Below are 4,802 nucleotides of genomic sequence, written 5' to 3'. Positions count from 1 at the left end.
CACAGCCCAACAATTTTCATGAAGATGTATGGAGCGACCACTCAAGTTCCCGTTGAGGCTTTTGGAACGAAGGTCAAGAATCTTCCCGCTGAAGTTGGCGAGGTCTATGACGAAGCCCGAAGGTGCATGTCCGTCTACGCCTACACATCCGCAGTCCTCTCCTGCCGGAAGTTGCTAATGAACGTGGCCGTGGCACAGGGAGCAAGCCCGAGCCAGAGCTTCGTTCACTATGTCGACTACCTGAACAGCAACGGGTACATCCCGCCCAATGGAAGGGACTGGGTAGACTACGTTCGCTCCAAGGGCAACGAAGCAACTCACGAGATCCACACGATGTCAAGGGGAGATGCGGAGCATCTCATTACCTTCATGGAGATGCTGCTGAGATTCGTTTACGACTTCCCGAAGCGAATCCCGGTATCCTCGAAGCATTGATGGGAGTCGCCTATGAATCTCACGTCAATCATCCAGAATCCCTGGTTCGCTATCAGTGGGTGGATCATCGGAGCCATATCCGTTGTTGCTACAGTCATCACATACGTGATGAGCAAGAGGGAGAAGAGACTCGTCTACTGTGTGACCAGCAGCATGATCATGAGCAACCTTCAGTCACGGTTGCCGAGTCTACGAATCACCTATGAAGGACATGGAGAACCTGTTACAGACTTGACGGTCTCTCGGATGGTCATCTGGAACGCTGGAAAGGATACCATCAAACGAGAGGATACAGTTAAGAATTCGCCACTTACCATCCTCTGCAAGCGGGGTGTTCATGTCTTGGATGTAGACGTACACTCCGTCAGTAGTATCGCAAGCAATATCGATGTCAAATTGAACAGAGACAAGACTGCAATTCATCTGTCCTTCCTGTTTCTGGAACATGATGATGGGGTTTCGTTGCAGATCGTCCACACAGGGGTGGGCAGTGGCGACGTCTTCTTGCTCGGTCATATCATCGGAGCAGGGGAACCAAGACGGGTCAACTTTCACGACGAATTAGTACCCAGGCGGATTAGAATATTCGGAGTAAGGCTGCCGAATGTATTGAGCATGATGTTCTTCCTGGCATCAGTTTGCATTGTGGCTCCAATGTGGAGTTCTGAAACATCACTTGGTTACTCAGTATACCTACTGTTGGTTCTGTTTGTGAATATTCTCTCTGTTCTCGCCAACGCCAAGCCTGGTCGTATTCCCCGGCAGTTACGTTCAGAAATGATAGCGATCCAGTAAAGCATAACGAGAATCAGGTTTTCTGAGGAGATTCTGCGATGACCGAGGAGCGCAAGGACGAGATCACGCTGAAGGACCATACAGTCAACGCCCTCCAGGCCAGTCTGCTTGCCATCCCAATAGTGGGCAGTTCCTTGGAGAAGTTGCTATTCTTCTCGGTCAACGAGAAGAGAAGTCGAAGAGTGGAAAAGACCTTGCAGGAGATCGGCCAGAAGGTCGAAGAGGTCAAGGCCAAGGTCTGTATCAAAGATAACGAGGATTTGGCTAACCACATAGAGAAGGTGCTTCCTCAAGTCTCCAGGGCTAACAACGAGACCAGGAGGAAGTATCTCCGAGATCTGCTCTTCAATGCCATGCAGGTTCCGGAAGGTGATCCGAAATGGGAAGAAGCCAACATCGCCAGCCAACTGATCGCATCTGTCAGTGATACTGGACTGTCGATTTTGGCGGATTTCCATCGTATGTACAACGAAACAGACCAAGGTAGGCAGCTTGTCATCGCCAGATCTTCCGGCATGAAAGCCTACTACCTCGGTGTGGCGAATCACCCACAGGACTACAACAGAACAGCCATCTTCAGACCTGGTTTTTCTACGACCAAATTGCAGTGTACTGACGACTCATTCAACTACGCCACGAAGAAGCTCGAGGAGGTGGGCATCTTGAAGTTCACGCAGAAGCCAGGCTGGCTCGAAGTTGACTATGGAGAGTTTTTCTGGCTCATAATCAAATGGGCTATGGATTCAAGGAGTGAAGGGGCAAAGACGTCAAAACCCCGACAGCCTAAGCGAAAGAGACATCGAAGGCCAGACATCGAAGGCCAGGCACCGACATAGACATCGAAGGCCAGGCACCGACACGAAGGCCGAGGACATCGAAGGCCACGAGGACACGAGGACATCGAAGGCCAGGCACCCAAAGCGGGAGAGGCACCCAAAGCGGGTGGTCTGGGTAACGTAGGGAGAAAAGCTGGGCGATCCAATCGGGATTGCCGTCCGTCCGGGGCGCTCGGCGGCCGGCTCGAAGTTCAACGAGGAACGAGCGAGGTCGACGACGTGGGGGAACGGGCGGGTCTGGAGCGGCTGGGAGCCGACGGCAGGCGGCGGGAAGGGATCGGATGAGGACCGGGGCGTGTGGCCCCTGGGCTGGCGGCCTTGACGGCCGCGACCGGAGGGGGAGGACTCGGCGATGGGGCGCTCAGGGGCCGGCCGCGAGGCTCATCGGGCCGGGTGCGAAGGGCGCGGGGCGGGGCGCCGCGAAGGCCGGCCGGCGAGGCGGTCGCGCGGGCTGCTCGCGGCCCAGCGGGGCCGGCGGTCGCGGGCGGCCCAGGGCCTCGAGCATGTCCCGCCAGTGCGATTGGTCCAGGCCCAGGCGGCCGAAGATCGAGGCGGCCTCGCGCGGCAAGGACGCCTTGCCGGCTCGCTCGAGCCGAGCGGCGATATCGACCAGTTGCAAGTGGTTGGCCAGCGTGTAGTACGGGGCCAGGCCGTAGCGACCCCCCGGCTCGCCGCGATCGTCGGTCGGCGAGAGCCACAGGCCGTCCTCGTGACGGCGGACATCGTGCTCACTTTGGGTGCCTGGCCATAAACGATGCGCGGGGCAATCGAGGTGACCCGTCTAAATCATCGTTGCCTGACCCTCACGGGACGGCGAAAATGGCCCGACCAACAGTGATCCGTCCACCATCGCCCCCGGAGCCCCCCTATGGCCGCCGACCGTCAACTCAGCGAGTTCTTGAAGAGCGCTGTAGATCCAATGCTGAAGGCGGCAGACGACAAGGTCCTGCTCCTATCCTGCATCGATCTTCGGTTTCCGAATCGGATCACCGAGGCAATGGACGACCTCAGTTACCGCGGCAGGTATTACCATCTCGCGATGGCCGGGGCGTCGCACGCCGCGAAGCACAGCGCGGAATGGACCAAGGCATTTGAGGACCACCTCGAATTCGTCCTCGCCCACGGTCCCGTCAAGGGGCTCATCATCTTCGACCACATGGACTGCGCGGCCTTCCATAACTACGAGGGCACCTCGCCAGGCGATCCCGATGGTGAGCGTCAAAAGCACATCGACGTCATGACGATGGTCACCGCCGCCGTGGTGAAGAAGTATCCGCAGCTCGCGACCCACGTCTTCGGCTATCTGCTTCCAAAGGAGCTGGTCGAGCAAATCATCCACGTCTGAAACGAAAGGGCACGATCCAGCGGTCACGATCCAGCGGTCACGCACTTAAGGTAGAGAAACCAGGGGGATTAGGGAGCACGCGAGCCGAACAGCACGTCGATGTCGTGAGCCGGCCGCTGACAGGCCCAAGCCGCCGCCGGCCCCTGCCGGAGTCTCGCTTTCCTATCTATATTGCCCAGGCTGCCCGCTTTGAGTGCCTGGCCTTCGGCGCTCCGCTCACGTTGGGTGCCTGGCCTTCGATGATGATCGCGGATCCAGGCTCGACGTAATGCGAATGTTCAGGATATATTTTATGTGTCACTCTATCATAGATCGGTGTCCAAACGGGAGATTTGCTGGGAATGAGCGGCGAGATCGGGATCCGCATCCCCTCAGAAGAATATCGGCCATTCTGTGATTACCTGGTGACGCAAGGGATACGAATCGTCGAAACGATGGGACCCGCCCAGGTGGTCTGGCTGGAGAGCGGCGATCCCCCTCAACCGGCGGGTCCATTCACTGTGGTCTTTCAGAATATCGACGACAAAGAGAAGGCGGCACAACTCCTCATCGATTGGCGGGCGATGCAAAAGGGAGCCTAAACTGATGGGATACTACGCTGGCCTGTCCGCTTTGGGCGAGGCCGCAGCCGGTAGGGATTCCGGTCTGATGGAAGTAGTCGATGCTCCTGCTGGCCGCCGGTTGGGGACGGCGGTGCATCGAACGAGGAACGGCAGGGCTGTGTACGAAATCAGCCTTGACGACCACTCAGGGGCCGCTTGTGGCGAATGGATTCTCGTGAACGGCCAGTTTCTACGGGTGGGTTCCCATGGGGAATGAAATGCCAATGTACAAGTGGTTACTGATGGTTGTCACTGCCAACGGGAGGTACGAAAAGACCCTCGAGCTACCTTTCGTCCCCCAGGTTGGCATGACCATCTTCCGGGGCGATGAGAGCATGTGGCGGGGTGCGTTTCCGGACCATTACGACATGTCGCCGCCGATCAACAAATTCGGGTACAATCTCGACGAGGATTGCTTCGAGGTCGAGATCTTGATTCACGACTCCATCAAGTTGACCTCGACATTCTGGGATGAGTTTATAGCCCTCTGATGGAGCAGCCGAGGGGGACCTCCAAGGGACTGGTGAACTGTCCTCCCGCCCAACCGGGAGAGTTGGCATGCGATTGCCGGCTGTCCTCGTCGCCCTGATGCTGCCCATGGCCTCCCCAGCGGCCGAGGACTTCCAAGCCCGCGTCGTCGGGGTCGCGGACGGCGATACCTTCACGGTTCTGACCGCCGACCGTTGGCAGGTGCGGATGCGGCTCCACGGGGTCGACTCCCCCGAGTCGGGCCAGGATTTCGGCACCCGCGCGAAGCAGGAAGCCTCCGCCCTGGCCGGCGAGAAGCTG

8 protein-coding genes are annotated in these 4,802 nt (G+C 57.9%); 7 read left to right on the top strand and 1 reads right to left on the bottom strand.

Annotation, left to right across the window (positions count from 1 at the left end; all coding sequences use genetic code 11):
- The 3 genes from G6O54_RS36445 to G6O54_RS36435 form a co-directional block, all read left to right on the top strand.
- Positions 1-435, top strand: a 435-nt coding sequence (locus G6O54_RS36445; RefSeq protein ID WP_205679168.1) for a DUF4145 domain-containing protein, incomplete at its 5' end; no start/stop codon positions are given.
- Positions 436-447: 12 nt separating this feature from the next.
- The gene (locus G6O54_RS36440; RefSeq protein WP_165235860.1) at positions 448-1,230 is read left to right on the top strand and encodes a hypothetical protein; all 783 of its coding nucleotides are present in this window, start codon (positions 448-450) and stop codon (positions 1,228-1,230) included.
- 38 nt (positions 1,231-1,268) lie between these two features.
- Positions 1,269-2,066, top strand: coding sequence for a hypothetical protein (locus G6O54_RS36435; protein ID WP_165235857.1), 798 nt, complete (start codon positions 1,269-1,271; stop codon positions 2,064-2,066).
- A 361-nt stretch (positions 2,067-2,427) separates the two neighbouring features.
- Here the strand turns inward: G6O54_RS36435 and G6O54_RS36430 are convergent, their stop codons facing one another.
- Positions 2,428-2,685 carry a hypothetical protein gene (locus tag G6O54_RS36430; protein ID WP_165235854.1) on the bottom strand — a complete coding sequence of 86 codons (258 nt, stop codon included), beginning with the start codon at positions 2,683-2,685 and terminating at the stop codon, positions 2,428-2,430.
- Between the two features lie 249 nt (positions 2,686-2,934).
- On the opposite strand from G6O54_RS36430, the gene G6O54_RS36425 reads away from it, so the two are divergent.
- The 4 genes from G6O54_RS36425 to G6O54_RS36410 all read left to right on the top strand — a co-directional run.
- On the top strand, positions 2,935-3,411 hold the full coding sequence (locus G6O54_RS36425) for a hypothetical protein (protein WP_165235851.1): 477 nt from the start codon (positions 2,935-2,937) through the stop codon (positions 3,409-3,411).
- A gap of 341 nt (positions 3,412-3,752) precedes the next feature.
- Complete coding sequence (locus G6O54_RS36420; protein WP_165235848.1) at positions 3,753-3,992, top strand: hypothetical protein; 240 nt, start codon at positions 3,753-3,755, stop codon at positions 3,990-3,992.
- A gap of 239 nt (positions 3,993-4,231) precedes the next feature.
- Positions 4,232-4,504: a hypothetical protein gene (locus tag G6O54_RS36415; protein WP_165235845.1), complete on the top strand. Its 273-nt coding sequence runs from the start codon at positions 4,232-4,234 to the stop codon at positions 4,502-4,504.
- Positions 4,505-4,571: 67 nt separating this feature from the next.
- The coding region (locus G6O54_RS36410; protein WP_250847250.1) for a thermonuclease family protein at positions 4,572-4,802 on the top strand (231 nt) is incomplete at its 3' end.

It is taken from the genome of Aquisphaera insulae (assembly GCF_011064615.1).
In the GTDB taxonomy this organism is placed as follows: Bacteria; Planctomycetota; Planctomycetia; order Isosphaerales; family Isosphaeraceae; genus Aquisphaera; species Aquisphaera insulae.
The sequence above is the reverse complement of the archived record's forward strand: the minus strand, read 5'-3'. Positions and strand labels throughout refer to the sequence as shown.